Source organism: Paenibacillus sp. RU5M (assembly GCF_900221055.1).
Lineage (GTDB): Bacteria > Bacillota > Bacilli > Paenibacillales > Paenibacillaceae > Paenibacillus > Paenibacillus marchantiae.
Map to the genome: position 1 here is coordinate 248,521 of NZ_OBQM01000002.1, position 19,265 is coordinate 267,785.

At 45.3% G+C, this 19,265-nt stretch carries 15 protein-coding genes; 4 read left to right on the forward strand and 11 right to left on the reverse strand.

Annotation, left to right across the window (positions count from 1 at the left end; all coding sequences use genetic code 11):
* Window positions 1–130: 130 nt before the first annotated feature.
* The 11 genes from CRO25_RS06815 to CRO25_RS06865 all read right to left on the reverse strand — a co-directional run bounded on the left by CRO25_RS06815 (window position 131) and on the right by CRO25_RS06865 (window position 16,447).
* Window positions 131–787, reverse strand: coding sequence for a prolyl oligopeptidase family serine peptidase (locus CRO25_RS06815; protein ID WP_063563494.1), 657 nt, complete (start codon window positions 785–787; stop codon window positions 131–133).
* 9 nt (window positions 788–796) lie between these two features.
* Window positions 797–1,819: an SDR family oxidoreductase gene (locus CRO25_RS06820; protein ID WP_063563493.1), complete on the reverse strand. Its 1,023-nt coding sequence runs from the start codon at window positions 1,817–1,819 to the stop codon at window positions 797–799.
* A 97-nt stretch (window positions 1,820–1,916) separates the two neighbouring features.
* Window positions 1,917–2,342 carry a cupredoxin domain-containing protein gene (locus CRO25_RS06825; protein ID WP_063563492.1) on the reverse strand — a complete coding sequence of 142 codons (426 nt, stop codon included), beginning with the start codon at window positions 2,340–2,342 and terminating at the stop codon, window positions 1,917–1,919.
* A gap of 202 nt (window positions 2,343–2,544) precedes the next feature.
* A complete protein-coding gene (locus tag CRO25_RS06830) occupies window positions 2,545–3,498 on the reverse strand; it encodes a DMT family transporter (RefSeq protein WP_063563491.1) in 954 nt (317 codons plus the stop codon).
* Window positions 3,499–3,833: 335 nt separating this feature from the next.
* The gene (locus CRO25_RS06835; protein WP_079694434.1) at window positions 3,834–6,047 is read right to left on the reverse strand and encodes a DEAD/DEAH box helicase; all 2,214 of its coding nucleotides are present in this window, start codon (window positions 6,045–6,047) and stop codon (window positions 3,834–3,836) included.
* Window positions 6,044–7,387 (reverse strand): ATP-binding protein, encoded by a 1,344-nt coding sequence (locus CRO25_RS06840; RefSeq protein ID WP_079694435.1) that lies wholly within the window; start codon window positions 7,385–7,387, stop codon window positions 6,044–6,046. The genes CRO25_RS06835 and CRO25_RS06840 overlap by 4 nt, the downstream gene beginning before the upstream one ends.
* A 7-nt stretch (window positions 7,388–7,394) precedes the next feature.
* Window positions 7,395–9,035 carry a TerB N-terminal domain-containing protein gene (locus tag CRO25_RS06845; RefSeq protein ID WP_179800934.1) on the reverse strand — a complete coding sequence of 547 codons (1,641 nt, stop codon included), beginning with the start codon at window positions 9,033–9,035 and terminating at the stop codon, window positions 7,395–7,397.
* Window positions 9,036–9,189: 154 nt separating this feature from the next.
* The gene (locus CRO25_RS06850; RefSeq protein ID WP_079694437.1) at window positions 9,190–11,730 is read right to left on the reverse strand and encodes a diguanylate cyclase domain-containing protein; all 2,541 of its coding nucleotides are present in this window, start codon (window positions 11,728–11,730) and stop codon (window positions 9,190–9,192) included.
* 45 nt (window positions 11,731–11,775) lie between these two features.
* Window positions 11,776–12,381, reverse strand: coding sequence for a biliverdin-producing heme oxygenase (locus CRO25_RS06855; RefSeq protein ID WP_063563486.1), 606 nt, complete (start codon window positions 12,379–12,381; stop codon window positions 11,776–11,778).
* 295 nt (window positions 12,382–12,676) lie between these two features.
* Entirely contained in the window at window positions 12,677–15,796 is a 3,120-nt protein-coding gene (locus CRO25_RS06860) for an MMPL family transporter (RefSeq protein WP_079694438.1), read from the reverse strand.
* 78 nt (window positions 15,797–15,874) lie between these two features.
* Window positions 15,875–16,447 carry a TetR/AcrR family transcriptional regulator gene (locus CRO25_RS06865; protein WP_063563484.1) on the reverse strand — a complete coding sequence of 191 codons (573 nt, stop codon included), beginning with the start codon at window positions 16,445–16,447 and terminating at the stop codon, window positions 15,875–15,877.
* A gap of 157 nt (window positions 16,448–16,604) precedes the next feature.
* On the opposite strand from CRO25_RS06865, the gene CRO25_RS06870 reads away from it, so the two are divergent.
* The 4 genes from CRO25_RS06870 to CRO25_RS06885 all read left to right on the forward strand — a co-directional run bounded on the left by CRO25_RS06870 (window position 16,605) and on the right by CRO25_RS06885 (window position 19,233).
* Window positions 16,605–17,402, forward strand: coding sequence for a Nif3-like dinuclear metal center hexameric protein (locus tag CRO25_RS06870; RefSeq protein WP_079694439.1), 798 nt, complete (start codon window positions 16,605–16,607; stop codon window positions 17,400–17,402).
* 168 nt (window positions 17,403–17,570) lie between these two features.
* Window positions 17,571–17,996, forward strand: coding sequence for a DMT family transporter (locus CRO25_RS06875; protein ID WP_024633836.1), 426 nt, complete (start codon window positions 17,571–17,573; stop codon window positions 17,994–17,996).
* 34 nt (window positions 17,997–18,030) lie between these two features.
* Window positions 18,031–18,729: a Crp/Fnr family transcriptional regulator gene (locus CRO25_RS06880; protein WP_063563482.1), complete on the forward strand. Its 699-nt coding sequence runs from the start codon at window positions 18,031–18,033 to the stop codon at window positions 18,727–18,729.
* Window positions 18,730–18,747: 18 nt separating this feature from the next.
* Window positions 18,748–19,233, forward strand: coding sequence for a DMT family transporter (locus CRO25_RS06885; RefSeq protein WP_063563626.1), 486 nt, complete (start codon window positions 18,748–18,750; stop codon window positions 19,231–19,233).
* Window positions 19,234–19,265 lie beyond the last annotated feature (32 nt).

A 19,265-nucleotide genomic window follows, 5' to 3' on the forward strand; every position in this document is an offset into this window, starting at 1 on the left:
CAAAGGAACAAAGTCCTCTGTTGGGGTGCCTCCCCTAACAAGTGTCATTTTTTCTTGATTATAACGATTCGAATAACGAAAGTAAATACTTAATAATGCTGAATATTGTCAATTACGAACGATTGATTGATTATAACGTATGGCTGAGAAACCACTTGTACAATTCCGGGTTGTCATACGTTTCGGTCCAAGCATCATGATTACCTTCAGGATATATCGTCAGCTTCACATCCGCGTTCAACGCTTCAAGCGCATGAACAATTTTCTCGGATTCCGTAACATAAACGATGTCATCCTTGGCACCATGGAATGCCCAGATCGGTATATTATGCAGTTCTTCCGCTTTGGAAGGGTCTGCTCCCCCACATACAGGAGCCAATGCAGCAAATGTATTGGGGTAAAACAGTGGCAGATCCCAAGCACCATACCCGCCCATACTCAGACCTGTAAGATACACCCGGTTCGGGTCAGCAGCTTCGTTTTCCAAAACATGTTCCAGAAGAGCCATAACAGCTTCGCGATGCATACCCCAAAATTCGTCCACAGGACATTGCGGTGAAATCACGATAAACGGGAAACTTTTGTCCTGATCGGCAATAAGCGGAACCCCGTGTGCTTTAAGCTTTTCCAGATCATTTCCACGTTCTCCAGAACCATGAAGAAACAAAATGACAGGCCATTTCTGGTCCGCAGCAAGCGGTTCCTCCGTCTCGGGAATGTGCAGTAAATAGTCCAAAGTGACGGTTTTGGTGATTTCCTTTACCAGTCGATGCCCGGTTTGGGACATATGCTCGCCTCACTTCTCATCTCTAATTTTCAGCAACGCTTCATCCAATACTCCAACCACCTTGTCACACCATGCATCAAATTCGGGATCTTCGGTCTGCAATTCAGGATGTGCAAGAATATATTCTATGGTGCTCCGGATTCCTTGATCGGCCCTGATCGTTGCCACAAATTCTGGAACAAGCCTTTTTAGCTTACTGTTATCAAATACAACCGTATTCGCCTTGTCTCCCAGCAGACCGCCTCGAAGATCCTGATCACTGCACGCCGCCAAAAACTCGGAAGATACATGAACCGCATGAAGCTTGACACCAAGCACTCCTGCAATAATCTCATAGATCTGATTCCAGGTTACTGACTCGTCCGAGGTAATATGTACCGATTCACCAATGGCGTGAATATTGCCCATAAGGCCAATAAATCCTTTGGCAAAATCACTGTTATGCGTTATGGTCCAGAGAGATGTACCATCTCCATGAATGAGTACGGGTTTATTTTCACGTATGCGCTTGAGGACCTGCCAGCTTCCCTCTGCCCCGTGTACACCGAGAGGTACAGAACGTTCACTATACGTATGGCTTGGACGCACAATGGTTACCGGAAATCCTTCTTCACGATACTGTTTCATCAAATAGTCTTCACATGCAATTTTGTTGCGCGAATATTCCCAATACGGATTGGATAAAGGCGTACCTTCCGTGATCCGATAATCAGCAAGTGGTGTCTGGTAGGCAGATGCCGAACTGATAAATATAAATTGCTTCGTTTTGTCTTTGAACAAACGGTAATCTCTCTCCAGCTGGGAAGGTACAAACGCGATAAAGTCTGCGACAACATCGAACTCCAGGTCGGCAATCAGCTCCGCAACCCGCGCTTCATCGTTAATATCGGCTTGCAGCACTTTGATTTGCGCAGGCAAATTATCATTTTGATTACCCCGGTTGATCAAATAAAGTTCACAGCCTTGCTTCGCAAGCTGATCGGTAATTGCTGTACTGATGGTACCTGTTCCTCCAATAAATAGCGCTTTCATATTTGGCCACCTCCAGATGAAATTGATCACTAGTCCATGATATCACGCACACAAAAGAGGAGCAAAGATTCAATTGAAGAATCTTTGCTCCTGTCCACTATATGACCTTAACCGTTCCGTAAATCATGTACATGCCACAGTGAATTTCATATTCCCCAGGCTGGAGATCTTTGTCCAAGGTGTAGTAATTATCACCCTTTTGCATGTACATATCCATGCCAAGCTTACTTGATGCCACCGATTTAACGTGTGTGACCTGCCGGGTAAGAATAAAGTTGATTTTGGTAGGGACTCCGGATTTAACTTCAATAACATCAGGTTCAAAACCGTCATTGCTTACGTTAACATTAACAACTTCATATCCCTTCAAGTCCTCCGGCGTCTCGGCTTTGGCCGTTACGGCACTTCCCGAGCCTGGGGACATGTCCTTGCCCATAAAATACACCATAAAAGATCCAAGCAGCACAACTACAGTAATTCCCAGCGTAAGCCAAGGCCAGGTTTTGCTAATCCAGCTTTTCATCTCAACGCTCCTCTGTCTATGTTCCCATTCTATTGCAACTCTTCTTCAGCATACCCCATCCGGTTAAAATTGAAAATGACTCGAATGGGCCATATCGATGGGACGTCACTTAGCCCAATAAATATATTCATCAAAAAAGAGCCTGAATCCCTCAGGCTCTTTCAGCTATAGTTCTTGTCTTTATCATTCTATCTAATTCCACTCAGGAATATAGAGGTGTATTTCGACTTCGTCTCATCCGCAACTTATAAATCTCTGGTAGCGCTACACCAATTAGCACCACAATAACCCCGATCCATTGCAATGGGCTCACATGCTCGTGAAGCACAATGGCTGAGAGCAGCACCGCGATTGGGAGCTCAACTGCACCAAGAATTCCGGCCATGTCGCCCCCAATATGAGGCACACCTACTGCGAACAGTACTGGTGGGATAAAAGCTCCGAAGAAGCCAAGCAACAATCCGAAGACAAGCAGCTGGCTCCAAATCAATCCGTTAAACAGGAACGTCGGCGGGAACAGGATACACAGCAAGACCAGACCTCCGGTCACCATCCATGCACTGCGAAAAGCCGGATGTGCTGATGGAACCGCTTTACCACTGAACATTACAAACAGGGAGTAACTTACAGCCGCCATTAAGCCAAGCGCTATGCCCAAGCCGTTAAACTCTCCGAGTCCCTGTTCCAGGAAACCTGCTGCCAGCAATGTTCCGCCAAACAGGATAATCAAAGTCAGGAACGTTACTTTGTCAGGACGCTGACGTTTGCTCACGGCCTGAATCAATACGCTAATCCACGTAAATTGGAACAAAAGAATAATGGCAAGTGACGCGGGAATGTATCGTAAAGACTGATAATAGACAAGACCGGTAATCACCGTCGGCGTCCCTGCAGCCATCAATATCAAACGTTGCTTCCACGTTAATTTCTGGAATGCTTTTGCCACGGTTGCTGATGTTTTTCCATCTGCCTGTGATTTCCGTTTCATTCTAAACTTCGAGTATAATGCCAGCATCCAGGAAAGGATGAAGCCCGTGATCAGCTGTGTGCCCACGACCTCTCCAAGTTTGTACCCTTCGCCGTAAGCCAGAACCACAATTGTGGATAATATGCCATAGCTCATCGCTCCTGCGAGAACGGACAGATAATATTTCATTGTAGATAAACCTCCTGATGATCGAAAAATGCGTCCGCATGTTTGATCCATGCCAAGGTCACAGACACCATCCAAATGCAAAAATCCTAACTACGAGCAAGGAATACAATGATTCCTGGCATCGTAGTTAGGAAGTATAGGCTTCCCGTAGAGACCCTCGCCCTGTGTACACTTTCGGCCTGCGAGGTTATACGAAATGAAATATGCATTTGTTGTTTGCGATTCGTGTGTGACGACTTTTCATATATTACATGGCAGGTGAGGTGGTGTCAACCCTGATTCACAATTTAAATTTTTTTAATTCAAATTAAAAACAAAAGACATACGTTATTACGTCATTTTATAGATGAAGAATCCCATGTTAACGTTTGCTGCAATCCTTCTTTGAGACCATTTAAATCCAATCCATCCACTGCAAAGGCCTCTCGGATCAAAGGAGGAGCCACAAATTCATCGTATTTACCAAGATACGGTGCTTCATCTTCTGAAAGTAACGCAGATGCGTCTTCCGCTGTTCGACATTCACTCATGATCTCGGCCAAAAGTGTGCGACCATCCACTTTGCCTGACACGACAAAATAATAAGGCTCCATAGGTACAACAGATCGCAAGGCAAGTTTGTCAGACAAATTGTGCTTCATTAAACGTTCCAGTGTGCGGAAAGACTTGCTTCCCACCCAAGGTAATACATACAAGGAATCTCCTCCAGCTGGAATGACAACCTGTTTCAGCAACCCACTTTCACGTGCAAGTCGACGGGCGCGTTCCAATCGATTTACCGCTTGCGGAGACAGATACGGATATATCACCGTGTCGGACAGTACTTCACGCATTTTCTGGACGACCGTCGTATGAATGTCCCCACCCGCACCCAGCCATAACGTATCCACTTTTCCTTTGGCTGCCTTCACATACACAGATTTATGCTTGTGATCGACCTCTTCCACTTTCCACAGTTTCCCGGCAAGAGAGAAACAGTATCCAGGAGGCGGCACGGTTGTAATCGACCCGATCTCCTCGGAACCGTTCAGCACTTTGTGCTCTTCATCATCTTTGAACACCGCATAAAAGCGATAGTTATTGACGGTTTTCTCACCCGTAAGCCCGATGATTAAAGTCCGATCTTCTGTCCATTGCAGATGATCAGTCTCAATCAGATAATTTAGAAAAATCTGATATTGATCTGCACGAATCTCCTTGAATGGTGCGAGCGAAAGCATGGCCTCAGCCAATTCTTTGGGTTCAGCCTCCCCCATGCTTTTCAGTATGCTCATAGTCTGATGATAGAGCACACCCATCGGCATCTTCCGGGCCTCAAGTGGTTCAACCCACTTGGTCTTTACATACAATTCAATAACAGCAATAGCCCGCATGAGTGTCCATGGCATCCGAGCAGGAAATTGAGCTTCCTCATCCTCTTCTTCCGGACATACAAATAGCATCTCGGAAGCCATATCCTCACGCCTGCCTGACCGTCCAAGGCGCTGAACAAAGCTCGATGCACTATAAGGTGCTCCAAGCTGCACAACTCGCTCCAGTTCACCCAGGTCAATCCCCAGTTCCAACGTTACGGTAGCCGCAGCTACTGCTGGCCCTGATCCGGTTCGTAAGGCGGCTTCGGTCTCTTCTCTCAACATGGCGGAAATGCTCCCATGATGAACATGGAATACGTCCCGCTCCTGTCTCCGTGCGGCGACACGCCGCATCTCAAGTATAGTGACTTCGGCATCCGTCCGACTATTGGTGAATATCAAAGCTTTTTTGCGATGTGTACTCTCATATATGAAGTCGTAATAGACTTTACGTGCGTTATGCAGATGTTCCGCCTGTTCTTCATCCCGTGCATCCGGAAACGAAAAATGCTCCACCCGCAAACGCAGCTTGCGACCACCGGGGGAAGAAACCACATCCACCCCCTGATTAGTTCCAGCAGCGAGCCAGGCTGTAGCAGCATCATAATCACTTAGTGTCGCAGATAATCCCACTCTTCTCGGTTTACATCCAGCCATACGTTCAATTCGCGCCAGCTCACTCAATACCTGAATGCCTCGATCCGCTCCCATGAATGCATGAACCTCGTCAATGATGACATATCGCAGATCATGAAATAGCGCCGGGATGGCATTGGGACGATTCATCAACAGACCTTCGAGCGATTCAGGCGTAATCTGAAGCACACCGGATGGACTTCGCATGAGACGTGTTTTCTCTGCCTGAGGCACATCTCCATGCCAGTGCCATACCGGAATATTGCCCTCTGACAGTAGGTCCTTTAGTCGCTCGAATTGGTCATTAATCAGTGCCTTAAGTGGCCCGATGTACAAGATGCCCACGGATTTGGAGGGACGTTCATGCAGCTCGGTCAGTGCAGGAAAAAAAGCCGCCTCCGTCTTGCCGGAGGCTGTACCTGCCGCAATCAGCATATGATGTGGGGTATGAAAACAAATATTACAAGCTTCAATCTGGGCAGGCCGAAGTGATTCCCATCTTTTTTTATAAATAAATTCCTGTACAAAAGGGGCCAGTCGATAGAAAGGGTTCTCACTCATAATTCAAACTCCGCCAGAAAATCATCCAAATCATCAGCAGATGATGAAGAATCCGTTCCTTTTCCTGCTTCCTGCGGTTTGACTGCTCGCTCACCAAGTAATTGAACATAGGCCACTTCAGGATTCTGATGGAGCGTGTGCAGCACATCCATGAAGTCCCGTACCACTTCACGCGTGGTCAGTAACTCATCCGCGCCGAGCCGGTTGACCGCTGTTTGCATAAAATCAACTAAATCCTCGTCTGTTAGACTAACACTATATCCAAAATGCAGGGCATGTATCTGACGTAGCTTCTGCAACAGAATCAAAATCTCTTCATGGGACAACATCGAAAGTTTCAGGATCGGTCCGGTGTAATTCGCATATTCTCTTGCCGCATAGCGGCCATCAATGAGTCTCGAACGAAGTGCTTCATAACTGAAGAGTCCGCGTCTTTCATCTTCCACAAATTGTGGTGTGCCGCCTACAAAGATACCCAGGTGTTCTGCTTTACCCTGCATCGTATCATTGAACATGGTAAGCAGCTTCTCGTAGTTGCTTTGCCGGGATATGCTGTTTGTAATTTTGTACAGATTCACCGCTTCATCTATGAACAACAGCAGTCCTTTGTAACCGATCCGTGCCGTAAATTCGGACCATAATTTGAAGTAGTCATACCAGTTATCATCATCAATGATGACGCCGACAGCCAACTCTTTCTTTGCTTCCGTCTTGGTTGCAAATTCGCCTCTCAACCAGCGCAGAGCCGCCTGTTTGCGGTCATCATCCGCCAATTTATAGCCGTTCCAGTACGAAGCCAGCACCTTGGCAAAATCGAATCCATGCACCATATTCTGCATTTCGTTCGTCACCGCATAGATTTGCTTCTCGACTTCAGCAGGAAGAGCAGGATCATCCGGGCGCAAGCCCTGACTTTGCATCGCTTGCTGCTGAAGACCAGCGATCCATTTTTGCAAAATCGGTTCCAGTGCCCCGCCATCCGGACGTGTACGAGTAGACAGACGAGTCATCAGCTCACGGTATGTTGCAAGCCCCTGACCTTTGGTTCCCACCAGTCTGCGCTCAGGTGACAAGTCGGCGTCCGCCACAACAAATTCCCGATCCATCGCATAGTTACGAATCATCTGTAACAGAAAACTTTTTCCGCTTCCATACCTTCCTGTAATCAGCTTAAAAGCTGCCCCGCCTTCCGCAATGTTGTCCATATCCCGCAAGATCGCGTCCACTTCAGACTTCCGACCAACAGCAATCTGCTCCAGTCCGATTCGTGGCACAACGCCAGCTGTCAACGAATTCACTAGTGCGGTAGTCAGCCGCTTTGGTATTTTAAGTTCTGCCACTGCCCAATCACCTCTTCACATGTTCAAACACATTTATATAATCCGAAACCATCCGATCACCTTCAATCAAAAGGTCACCAATCGTTTCCATGGCCATATCATTAATTTCATCCAACAGGAGTGTAGGCATCGTGCCGTATTGCTCAGCCACCCGCATCAGCTCCGTATCCGGGTTGACGCCAAGCAAGGCGTGAATTGCCTGTACATGCTGCTGAGATAGCATTTCAGAAAACTGTATCCACTCTTCATCCAGATCAGCAGAAAAATCCGCCTCCCATTGTAATGATAATGGCTCGTTAATCCCGTTTTCTTGTCCTCCATCAGTATTAAGCGCTCCCTCAACGTCAACCTCCTGTTGGTTAGACTGCTTAGCACTTTCAGCTTCTTCCGTTGAATTCTGGATCACGGTAGTGGGTAGGCTGCTCACATTGTTTGCATCCTCATCTTCGGAGGTATGATTTTCTTCGATCATGAGTGCTCTGCGCACATATTCGCTTTCCTTTTGCAGCGAAGCAAGTTTCTCTGCATCAATCCGGACTATCGGTTGCTCTACAACTGGCATTTGCTCGACTGCAAATGCCTTGTCCAGGTAACGTTCAATCACTTTTGCAAGCTCAGGTTCAAGCGTCTTTCCACGAAGTCGCCCTCTGAAACCGAGCAGTTCACGGCATTTATTTTCCGTGCATCGAAAAACTCGGGTTACAAACTGGACAAAATCTGCATGCTCTCCAATCGGAACATATGTCATTTGAACCGATTTTCCATAAATGGATTCGTCATATACAGCTTTTCGAAACAGCGTACGTTCGATAGTCCTTTCATGATTTAACTCAAACTGATCCAATATGCCTGCCTTGCGTGTACGCAGTAGATAAGAATCCACCAAAACCATAACTCGGGGAATGTACTGTTCCAGAACCTTCATACCGCCATCTCTGTAAAATTTACTGAGCGTAATGTCGTAGTCATAATATCTTTGTAACAACTTCAGCGAGATATCCGATATATTGCTGCTCAATAGCCGTTGCAATTCCATATCCAGAATCTCCGGTGGAAGATAACCACTCGAAAGCTCCACCATCTCGGATAATGACATGTTCAACTCATGGACTAGATCATAATCAATAATCCAATCCTGCATGTACACATCCAACTGCGGAAGCCGTTCACGATAGTTGATCCATAGTTCTTTTAATTGGTCGTAACCTTCCTCAGGTTCCTGCCAACCAATTCCGTTTATCAGTTCATAAATATGAACAAACAGATAGGACAGATCCGTATCAGGGAAACGTCCTTGCCGGACTTCCGTCCTCCAATACATATACCACTTGCGCTGGGGTTCGTTCATTACACCATAAGTCGGCCAATAACTCATAAAAGGAACAAAGGGAGCCTGCTCCCCTTCCACTTCAATGAGTTGCCTTGCTTCCTCTACAAACCTTTTCTCAGAAGACAATATGCCGCCAGGTAATCTTATATCAAAATCAGCACGGACAATCGTTGAACGATCAGGAACCGGGACTGCCGCTGTGATAGGCTCTTCGCTCAGATCTATCTCCATAAATTCCAGTTGTCTTGAATCCTCTTTCATTGAATTCCGTTTCACCGTCCTCTGCGTGTGAATACGAACAAGTGTATCCATATTCATCATTATAACACTTGTCCTGTGCCTGCGGTGATGAAAATAATACTTTCCTAATTAGCAGAAAAAAGAAAGACATTCAAACTGATATCCAGTTTAAATGCCTTCCCTCTATACCATTTTGCTGCACCCTTTACAGTAAGGCTAGTAAAACCTCGTATCAAACCATGATAGCCCGATTTTTCCCGTCACTCTTGGCTTGAGCAAGGGCCTGACTGGCTTTTTCAATCAGATTCGACATCATCAGCTTTTCTTCAGGAACCATTACCGCACCGCCAACGCTAACAGTGACCACGTCACTCGGGCTGGACAGATCTCTCTGAATTTGAAGTGCAAGCACATGTTGTCTGATTTCTTCGGCAAGCTCCGCTGAACGTTCTGATGTTGCATTCTTCAGTTTCAACATGAAGGTTCCTCCCCGAAGACGGGAGATGATGGCATCATTCTGCTCACTGACCACCGCCAGCACTTCTCCAATCCACTGCAGGCAAAGATCGCCACCTTGAAGTCCATAAGATGCATTATATGAACGGAAATCATCGATATCTATAATAAACAGTCCCAAACTGCATTTCTCCTGCAAACATTCATTCCAATCATCCTGAAGTTGAGATTGGAATATGGTTTGAAGCGGCATGTCTGTTAACGGATCTGTATTGAGATAGTTCTGGAGCTGACTGGTTGTCTCCGTATAATGATCCTGATCATGATTCGATGCGCCACCGTTCAGAAGGACCATCACTGAGGGTTTGCCTGCATGTGTAACAGAAGCCAGTGTAATCTCAAGCAGCAGGGACGTGCCCGTTGCTGTGGTGAAGTACGCCTGGTTAGTAAACAGACGCGTATTATTGAGCTTCAGTTCCTCCAGGTTTTGCTGCAAAATCGTTTTCGTCTTATCAGGCACAAATTCCCTGAAATCCTTGCCGATGAGATGTTTGGAGTTTTCATAGCCAAGCAATTCAGCTGCCTTGTTATTGCAATAAATAACGAACCCGTCCGTCAACGTAAAAAACGCCACCGGGGAAAACTCCATCAACTGTAAGTAGCGCTGCTCATTTTGTCGCAAAATACGTGCATTCTGCAACGCCTGCTCCTCTGCCTGAACAAGCTGGTTCTCCGTTTGACGGCGTACGATGCTTTTGAGCAATGGAAGCACATTCAGCTCCTTCGTTGTCCACAGGTAGGAGGTCGATTGGACAATCTCTCTCCATTTCTCGAAGGATTTCCGGGGGGACAGACGCATGCCATCATCGGTTTTGATCACGGCTTTGGCTGGATCACCTGCCCAATCCACAAGCTGAACCACTTCAGGCCGGAACCAGATGATATAATGATGCTGCCCAGGGGATATGGCCACATAAACAATACCCGATGCTTTTTCCTTGTAAGCTTTAGCAGGATCATACTCCAAACTCAGCTTGGAGGTGTGATAACTGTAATCTTCCGACTTGCCCGCTAGCCATGCTGCCAATTCACGTACTTGCTCTCGTGCCGGTGTATCGCCATATAACAGCAGCTTGTCCTGATAACAGATCGCAGCTCCCGAAGCATCCATCAAACTCAATAAGGTCTGCTCTTCGCCCTGCAATTCCTCAATAATCCTCACTGGACTTGTATTCCCAATGAAAATATTGGAAATTTGGGTAGCCGCTTCACGTGACCTGATCTCAGCCTGATATTCATCCAGCTGCTGACGTTGAAACAGTTCACTTGAGAAGAATGAACCCAAGAAGTTACACAAGTTACGAACACGATGGGGTATATATCTGGCTGAATAATGATGACATGTAATCAGGCCCCATAGTTGGTTGTCATGAATCAGAGAGATGGTTACGGTTGCTCCGACACCCATGTTCTGCAAATACTCAATATGCAACGGGGATACACTCCGCAGAACCGACAAGCTCAGATTAAGCGGTTTGCCCGTCAAAGGTTGAAGCAGGGGAACGATCTCCACAGGTGTATAATTCACGTTCACGATGGTGCGCAACCAATTACGCAGGTATAACTCGCGTGCCTGTTTGGGAATATCTGACGCTGGATAATGGTGCCCGAGAAACGGTTCGAGCTCTTCCTCACGTGCTTCTGCGACGACCTTTCCATTCCATTGTTCGTCAAATTCATAGATCATAACCCGGTCATACCCGAGCATTTCCTTCACTTGTTCGGCTGCTACTTGACTCGCTTCCACCCGATTATCAGTACTTTTAAGTCGGCTGAAGAAGCTGGAAATCCACTCAAAATCATTCCCTTCCATATTTCCTTTTTCATAGGAAGGCTCCATTTCCAAAATTAACAGGCCTTCACTCTCATGAATGACAGAAGTGAAGACCTGCTCATTTCCAGATACGTTAATCGTGAGATCCATATATTGCAGGTCTGATGTTACAGATGCACTGAAGGTGCGTGCCAGTACCTGCCTTATATTATCCTTGCCAATCAGATGTTCGAGTGGAAGGCCCAGCACCTCTTGCGTAGTAAGACCGAGATGTTCCTCCGTATTTTGGCTGCATTGTACAATAGTCGGTATATTGTTGGTGCTCACAGCCAAGAGCACACCATGAGGTTGAATGAAGCCGGGGATATGAATGGGTTCTTTGTCGCAATTGTTTAGATCAATTGGATCATTGGTGTACGTACCTTGATTGAGCAATGTACGGTTAAGCAAATTATTTTCTTTCTTGGACTTCGATTCGGGCATAGCCTGAAAAATCCCCTCTCATGATGTGATAACTCTATTTTCAACTTACAGATTATCCGTATTTGTATTGATCCATTGATCAAGTAATCGGAATGTTTCCGAAGCCGTGTGCACCATGATGTCGTGATCTTCTTCCCCCGTGATGGATTGACGCAGTAGTTCCGTGAACTCTGCCCATCTCGTTCTGGTTTCCGTACCGTAGGCATTAAAATATTCCAACCCCCGATCTGCTTCAATCGGCAGGAACTGCGACAAACGTTTGGTCATGATCTGACCTCCGTTCGTAGATCCTTCAATGACATATAAATAACCGAACAACCTTGCTGGTGTCGATATATCAGGAAGATCCTTACATAAAGGAACCTGTCTGATTTCCTCTTCACTGGCGCCCAGATTCCGCAGGTCATTTTCAAGCAAATTTGCTTTTCCTCTAATCCCGATATCCAGTCCCGTGCTTTCCCAGAAAGGCTGCTGTACAGCTTGTTCTTCCAATGGTTTCAGGAACCCGTAAAATTTCTCCAGATATTTCTTATACTCTCCCAAGCTAACGGTTTGATTCATAATAGCCTTGGCATACTCGTTCTGTTCCACTTGTCTGTGATAATGAGCTGTCTCACTCTTCAGACGTTCCATAATGGTACTGGCTGTCATGTAATCATCGCCCTTCTAAGTCGGATCTCTTCATCAGAATTAAGACTTATACTTAACTGAATGTTCAGTGTAGGTTAGAATGGATACTCCATTTCATCTAGATAAAGACTCTATGTAAGTATACTTTTTCTTGTACGAGAAAACTATATGAATCCAGCATCGTTACATCTTTATTACGTTTGTTCGATTATACTAACCAGCTTGAACTCTTTAATTCTATTTTATAGGAAATAGTAAAGACGACCCCTGACATATATTGATCAGGAGTCGTTAGCTAAGCATAGATTAATATTAATTATTTATTTTCATCTGATTTAGATCCCCAATTCGCTAACTTATGCAATAGACTGATCAAAGCGGGTAACAAGATTGGGAGCATCACAAAACTGAGTAATACCAATCCAATGATCACAGATATAGCAACTTCAATCAATGTAACTACACCGGAAGGAATCAGGGCAGCAAAGGTACCTCCCAAAATAACAGCGGCAGAGATGACGACTCCTCCGATATTGCGGGAAGCCTCCGTGATTTTATGAACCGGATCACCTTCAATCTCGCGATATCTCATCATGAGGAAAATGCTGTAGTCCACGCCAAGTGTAACGATCATAATCAGACTGAAGAAAGGAACGTTCCAACTCAGATAATCCACGTTAAGCGGCCCCACTACTAACAATTCATTCAGACCAAGCGCAACGTAATACGTCAGGAACAACGAGCCAACAATGATTACGGACTGCCAGAATGAACGAATGATTACCAGAAGAATAAGCCCAATCCCAATCAACATAATCATGGAAGTTCTGCTCAGGTCACCTCCAGCTAATTTTTGTAGATCAAGATTTTGTGAAGGCACCCCACCAAGCGCCACTTTGGCTTCGCTCAAATCCGTACCAACAAGGGCTGTGTTCAGTTGGTTGCTCAGATTTTGGACAACATCCATCGCCTCTTTAGAGTAAGGATTGTCTGTTAAAATGATGGATATTTCCGCAGTCTTCCGGTCATCAGACATATAAGTATCTAGCGATGCTTGGAACTCCTCTCCTGTTAATACCTCTTCAGGAATATAGAAACTTTTGGCTGCATCGGACTGTCCCAGATTGCCCAAATACTCCTCTGCATCCCCAAGACCTTTGGAAACATCTGTAAGCCCTTCTGTACTTGCGGTGAGTCCCGATTTCAGTTCACCCATCTTCGCTTGCAGATCGTTCAGACCGGTTAATAACTGATTTTGTCCTTGATTAATTTGTACAAGTCCTTTTTCAACTTCAGACGTTTTCCCAGCGATCTGCTTGCTGCCACTTGCACCATTAACCAGACCTGCAGATAACTCCCCTGCTCCACCTTCAAGCTGACCCACACCCGAAGTCACCCGAGTTAAACCTTCGTTAACCTGAGCCAGGGCTTTGTTCGCTTCCTTGAATGAACCCAGAGCACCATTGTACTGCACCATCAGCGGGTCCATCTGTGTGTATAATTTGTTCAGATCGCTTTGAGCCGCCTGGGTAATGCCGATGATTTGTACCGCATCTTCTTCCTGCTGTAACTCAGGATGATTCGTAATGAGTCTTGTTATACTACTTTCGATTTGAGCGTAGGCATCTAGTGCACCCTGAATTGCTGTTTTCATACTATTAAAAGTATCTCTGAACGAACCTAGTCCCTGTTCAAGATCAGCATATCCTTGATGCAACTCAGTTGTACCTTTAGATAGTATATCTACTTTTTCTCTGAGGGTAGCCAGGCCATTTTTCAATGTATCTGCGCCTTTCCTCCCATCGTTCAACCCAACTGTCACCTGATTCATGGCTTTTCCCAGAGCTGACACTCCTTCTTGCAACTGGCTTGTACCATCAATCAGCTGCTGCACATCACTCAGATCATTGGAAGATTGCAATTGGCCTGCAGCAGAAGATAATCCTTCGTTGATGGTGCCTAATCCATTGTTCGCTTTCCCAATACCTTGATTAAGCTCATCAGCCTGATCATTGATATACAATTCATTAATTTTTGTTCCGGTTGGTCGGGTAACGCTATAAACTACGGACACACCATCCATTTTGGATACTTTATCCGTCAGATCATCCAGTGCTTTTAAAAACGTTTGGTTATCCATCGACTGCTTGGATTGTACAACCAGTGTGGTTGGGGCAGAGAAACCTGGTGGGTAATGATCCATGATCAGATTAATTCCCTGTTTGGATGTATAATTGTTATTGACCTCAAACAGATCATTATAACTAAGTCGGTTACTGTAGCTGAATAAAAACGGAATGCTGATTACGGCAACAAGAATGATTGCAAGAACAGGTCTACTTGACGCGTTCCGAGACAAAAATCCCCATAAGCGGCTATCTGCGTGACCTTCAAATTTCTTCGATGGCCAGAACATCTTTTTGCCTAATACAACCATGAAGAATGGATTCAACGTATTGAGGACGAAAATGAGAACCGCTACTGCAAATGCCACTGAAGAGGTTGCCTGGTACAACTGAAACTTGGCGAGCATCAGAGCAAGGAATCCAATGAATACAGCAATACCACTATATAACACAGTACGTCCTGCCGTTCTAAACGTCGTTTTGGTTGCGAGAAGTACATCCCCGCCCTGTTTGCTTAACTCTTCCTTAAATCTGGTGTATAACAAAATATTGTAATCCGTACCGATCCCAAACAAAATCACAACCATAAACACTTGGGTAAAGTTAGAGAACGGAAAGTTAAACATGTCTACAAGATGACCCACAATCGCTAATGAAACAACATATGATATACCCACCGTAAGCAGTGAGATAACGGGAATGATCGGTGATCTGAAAATAATAATCAAAATAACGAGGATAAAAATAACCGCGATAATTTCTGTTTTCTGTACCCCATCCTCAATCGATTTGCCAAAGTCATCACCAATCAGATCTGCTCCTGTCAGATATGTATTCACATCTGAGATGGCTGTCGCCTCATTTAACTGACTCACCACTTCCGAAAGGGGAATATCCTCATCCTTAGTGACTGTGATTTGGGTTAAAATCGTGGTTTCGTCCTCGGATATAAGTCGATCAGCTTGCTCTTCACCATCCAGATGGGTTGTGAGCGTCTCTATATTCAGTTGTTTTTCCTGATTTTTCAGGTTGGACAAAACAGATTCGATTTCCGTCTTCTGCTGCTTAGTTAATGCCTGTGCACCTTCTCCACTGTTAAATACAGCGATGATTGAATAGGTATTCCCACTATCCTTATCCATGTCTTTCATCATCGTAGCTGCAATTTGGCTCTGAGCCGTTTCAGGAATTGAAATTTCTCCTTTTTCTTTGACCAGCTGACCAAAATCAGGCATCGTCATTACAGAAACTACGGTAATAAGTATCCATAAAATCAAGGAAAGCGTTCTGGGGTTTCTAAGTTTACTCATACTTTATCCTCACACACCTTATGTCTAGTATAGGAATGAACGTTCATTCCGTTTATGTTGTAAAAAAGGCCAATAGAATCAATGGACTCTAATGGCATTCCACAGGCACTCCTCAAGCTGGTTCATTAACTCCGGCGTTGCTTCCAAAAGACCTTTGTTAAAGTGTTCAAACAAATGCATAGAAGCACCGTAGACAATGTTCATTAACGCTTCTGTCGGCAACATAAGAATAGCTCCCTGCTGCTGCCCCTTATGGATGCATTCATTCAGAAACCCCATAAATTCATTGACGCTTTCCTTGCTTTCATCGTGAAAATGCAGTGCATTACCAGTAGAGTTAATAAACTTTAGCCGATCCGGGTTGGACTCAGCGAACTTAAACAATCCACGGAATATATGATGAAACTGCTCACGTACGGAAATGGGTTTATCCGGAAAGCCTTGCCTCAAGGCATCAAGGAACTCCCTGATACTTTTCTGAAAGAGTTCATTCAACAATACTTCTTTGTTCGTAAAATATCGATATATGGTTCCCGCTCCTACCTGAGCCGAATCCGCAATCATAGGCATGGTTGTTGCATCGAACCCCCTTTGGGCAAAAAGCGTTAAAGCAGCTGCATAAATATCATCTTTTTTGCTGCCTTTAGCCATGAATCTATCCCTCCTTATTTCAGGAATGAACGTTCATTCCGTTTCTTTTGGTTAGTATAACCTCTTTTCCCCCATCTAGCAAGTCTAAGCTAAAGTGCCGTTCTTGCTTCAAAATGGTAAACTAATCCTATATCCTGTCACTGGAGGAATTATACTTATGAACATAACGATTCAAGACATTATACAACATCTCACGGAAAATGTTGAGTTACCTGAACACACCGTGGATCAACTGATTACGGGTTCACCCCACCAAACGGTCACAGGCGTTTTTGTAACTTTTATGCCTACACAACATGTGATTGAGCACGCCATACAACGTGGAGCTAATCTAATTATCGCGCATGAACCTCCCTTCTATAACCATCATAGCCATACCGATTGGCTGGCTGATGATCCGGTCTATGAAACCAAAAGAACGCTAATCGACAACGGTGGAATCGCGATCTATCGTTGCCATGATGCAATTCACCGCTTTCAACCGGATGGCATTACGGAAGGATTGGTTCAGGCATTAGGATGGTCCCCTTATGTGGTACAGCATAAACCGGAAGCTGACATTCTATCCTTTCCGGAAGGAATGACAGTTCAGCTTATTGCAGAACATATTAAACGTTCGCTTGGAATCGAATATATACGCCTGGCTGGTGATCCAAGGTTGGTATGCAGACAAGCAGCAGTGCTTGTAGGTTTTCGAGGCAACGGCAATCTGACCATTCCCCTGCTTCAACAGGAAGAGCTGGATCTGATTATCGCAGGTGAAGGATTCGAATGGGAGACACCGGAGTACATACGAGATGCTGTGCAGCAAGGAAAACAAAAGGCTCTTCTTATGATCGGCCATGCCGAGAGTGAGGCTTCCGGGATGAAGCTTTTGTCTGAAAGGTTAGCTACAGCTTTCGCGGAATTGCCTGTTCATTTTATTGGTGAGCAACCGGTGTTTCAAGTATTGTGATCTTCAGAATGACGAGCCATCCTGAGTCCTGTCTGGATTTTGTAGAGGGTTTAATGTACTCTAAATGCTATAACTTCTGAGCTGAGGACATTTGTCCTTGGCTTTTCGAGTGGATATATCATTTAATAGAAATCGAAGAAGTAATGACGCGACAAGGAGAGTACAACCATGAGAGGAATTATTTTTGCACTATTAGGCGGTGCATGCATTACCCTGCAAGGGGTTGCCAATACCCGAATCAGTACGGACATGGGCACCTGGCAAGCCGCAACCATTACCCAACTCACCGGGTTCATTCTGGCGGCTCTGATCCTTGTATTCGTGCGGGACATCAACCTGCAAGGATTGAAGCAAGTGAAGCCCATGTACCTGGCGGGAGGCGCGTTTGGTGCAGTGATTATTTTCAGTGAAGTCACAGCAATCCAGCAAATTGGGGTAACTTTTACGATCTCCGCCCTGTTGATTGCACAGCTTTTCCTGACCTTTCTGGTCGACAGTAACGGATGGTTTGGTGTTGTGAAGCAGAAAATGAAACTACCGCAATTTCTGGGTATAGCATTAATGGTTACGGGCGTCATTATTATGAAGCTGTAGCTGGTCGAGTATATAGTCGGGGGTGAAAGACGTTATGGAAGAGTTTCAGAATGAGCATCAATTATTGCACTATTTAAAACAATATCAACTCGAATCGGTATTTCACCAGCCCCTGCGTCCGCATATGACGTTATGCCACTTCGAGAAGTGCGAATTAATCTGCCGTGAAGGCGAAACATCCGAATATTTATATGTGCTGGTCGAGGGGAAAGTCAAAATCTTCACGACCTCACCACAGGATAAAACACTCGTTCTTTGTTTTAAAACACCGCTTGAAGTGGTTGGTGATATTGAGTACGTTCGGGAGAGTAACATCGTGAACACCGTACAAGCGGTCTCACCTGTCGTGATGCTACGCATTCATTATCAATGGTTAGTTGAACTCGCTAGCGATTACGCACCCCTGTTGAAATTTTTACTCAAAATTATTTCCCACAAGTTTTACATTGATTCGAACTTCTCCAACTTCAACCTGATGTATCCGGTCGAGGTTCGATTAGCCAGCTATCTGCTCTCCATCTCTACCGAAGAAGCGGGGACTGTTGTCCACGAAGAACTGGACGCCTTTAATTTGACAGATATCGCGAATCTGATCGGTACGAGTTATCGGCATTTGAATCGGGTGATTCAGAAGCTGTGTGCAGATGGATTAATCATGCGGGATCAGGGCTTTATTATGGTCAAAGATCGGGCAGGTCTGGCAGAAGTGGCGGGTCACAACATCTATGAATAAGGAGATCTCTATCCTATGATCATTACAGGTATTTTACTAGCGTTACTGGCAGGTTCTCTTGTCAGTCTGCAGACCATCTTTAATAGTAAGGTAAATGAACGTACCGGCTCGTGGTCCACGACAACGATGGTGCTTTTCACCGGGTTTATTGCATCGTTTCTGATTTCTCTAGTGGTGGAGGGCAAAAATACGTTCAGCTTCCAACATATGCAGCCCTGGTATTGGCTTAGCGGAGCCATCGGTGTTGGGGTGGTCTTCTGTCTCGTTCAAGGGATGAAGCTGCTCGGTCCCACATTTGCGATCTCCATCGTACTTACATCCCAGTTAAGTTTCGCCTTGCTGTTTGATTCCATGGGATGGCTTGGACTGGAGCAGATCCCATTCTCGTGGAACCAGCTTCTTGGCGTTCTTGTCATCGTGGGCGGTATCGTGTTGTTCAAGTTTGGCGGTAGCAAATCGGCAAAATCGAAAAAATCTCCTGGTGCATTGCAATCCGATTCATAGGAGAACAATAAAAAGAGTGTCTGTCCAATCCG

Excerpts from the sequence above, each read along its gene's own strand:
- CRO25_RS06855 (WP_063563486.1), bottom strand. The coding sequence starts at position 12,381 with ATGACAGCCAGTACCATTATGGAACGTCTGAAGAGTGAGACAGCTCAT.
- CRO25_RS06880 (WP_063563482.1), top strand. The coding sequence starts at position 18,031 with ATGGAAGAGTTTCAGAATGAGCATCAATTATTGCACTATTTAAAACAA.
- CRO25_RS06825 (WP_063563492.1), bottom strand. The coding sequence starts at position 2,342 with ATGAAAAGCTGGATTAGCAAAACCTGGCCTTGGCTTACGCTGGGAATT.
- CRO25_RS06850 (WP_079694437.1), bottom strand. The coding sequence starts at position 11,730 with ATGCCCGAATCGAAGTCCAAGAAAGAAAATAATTTGCTTAACCGTACA.
- CRO25_RS06870 (WP_079694439.1), top strand. The coding sequence starts at position 16,605 with ATGAACATAACGATTCAAGACATTATACAACATCTCACGGAAAATGTT.
- CRO25_RS06835 (WP_079694434.1), bottom strand. The coding sequence starts at position 6,047 with ATGAGTGAGAACCCTTTCTATCGACTGGCCCCTTTTGTACAGGAATTT.
- CRO25_RS06820 (WP_063563493.1), bottom strand. The coding sequence starts at position 1,819 with ATGAAAGCGCTATTTATTGGAGGAACAGGTACCATCAGTACAGCAATT.
- CRO25_RS06865 (WP_063563484.1), bottom strand. The coding sequence starts at position 16,447 with ATGGCTAAAGGCAGCAAAAAAGATGATATTTATGCAGCTGCTTTAACG.
- CRO25_RS06830 (WP_063563491.1), bottom strand. The coding sequence starts at position 3,498 with ATGAAATATTATCTGTCCGTTCTCGCAGGAGCGATGAGCTATGGCATA.
- CRO25_RS06860 (WP_079694438.1), bottom strand. The coding sequence starts at position 15,796 with ATGAGTAAACTTAGAAACCCCAGAACGCTTTCCTTGATTTTATGGATA.
- CRO25_RS06815 (WP_063563494.1), bottom strand. The coding sequence starts at position 787 with ATGTCCCAAACCGGGCATCGACTGGTAAAGGAAATCACCAAAACCGTC.
- CRO25_RS06845 (WP_179800934.1), bottom strand. The coding sequence starts at position 9,035 with ATGAATATGGATACACTTGTTCGTATTCACACGCAGAGGACGGTGAAA.
- CRO25_RS06875 (WP_024633836.1), top strand. The coding sequence starts at position 17,571 with ATGAGAGGAATTATTTTTGCACTATTAGGCGGTGCATGCATTACCCTG.